The organism is Salinivibrio sp. SS3 (assembly GCF_001722105.1).
GTDB lineage: Bacteria > Pseudomonadota > Gammaproteobacteria > Enterobacterales > Vibrionaceae > Salinivibrio > Salinivibrio kushneri.
Map to the genome: position 1 here is coordinate 1 of NZ_MEBQ01000035.1, position 860 is coordinate 860.

The window sequence follows — 860 nt, forward strand, 5'->3', positions numbered from 1 at the left end:
ATGTGACATGGTTGATGACGAAGAGCTGCTTGAGCTGGTTGAAATGGAAGTTCGTGAGCTACTTTCAGAGTATGACTTCCCAGGTGACGACTGCCCAGTTATTCAAGGTTCTGCACTGGGTGCATTGAACGGCGAAGAGCAGTGGGAGCAGAAGATTGTTGAACTAGCAGAAGCGCTAGATTCTTACATCCCAGAGCCAGAGCGTGCGATCGACAAGCCGTTCATCCTGCCAATCGAAGACGTCTTCTCAATCCAAGGCCGTGGTACGGTTGTAACCGGTCGTGTTGAGCAAGGCATCATCACTGTAGGTGACGACGTTGAAATCGTGGGCATGAAAGACACCGCGAAGACCACCTGTACTGGTGTTGAGATGTTCCGTAAGCTTCTAGACGAAGGCCGTGCGGGTGAGAACGTTGGTGTTCTTCTGCGTGGTACTAAGCGTGACGAAGTTGAGCGTGGCCAAGTACTGGCGAAGCCGGGTTCAATCACTCCGCACACTAAGTTCGAGTCAGAAGTTTACGTGCTGGGCAAAGACGAAGGTGGCCGTCATACGCCATTCTTCAAAGGCTATCGTCCACAGTTCTACTTCCGTACTACTGACGTAACCGGTACTATCGAGCTGCCAGAAGGCGTTGAGATGGTAATGCCTGGTGACAACATCAAGATGGTTGTAACGCTCATCGCACCTATCGCGATGGACGAAGGTCTACGTTTCGCTATCCGTGAAGGTGGCCGTACTGTAGGCGCGGGTGTTGTTGCTAACATCATCGCTTAATTTGATAGACGCTGAGTCTTATCAACCAAAGGGAGCGCATTGCGCTCCCTTTTTGTTTGCCCTTTCTTTGACGATACCTTGATAT

Annotated in this window: 1 protein-coding gene; it reads left to right on the forward strand. The window is 50.8% G+C overall.

Going from position 1 to position 860, the window contains the following annotated elements:
- On the forward strand, positions 1 to 775 hold a 775-nt coding region (locus tag BGL48_RS11370), incomplete at its 5' end, for an elongation factor Tu (RefSeq protein WP_069362751.1).
- Between the last annotated feature and the right edge of the window lie 85 nt (positions 776 to 860).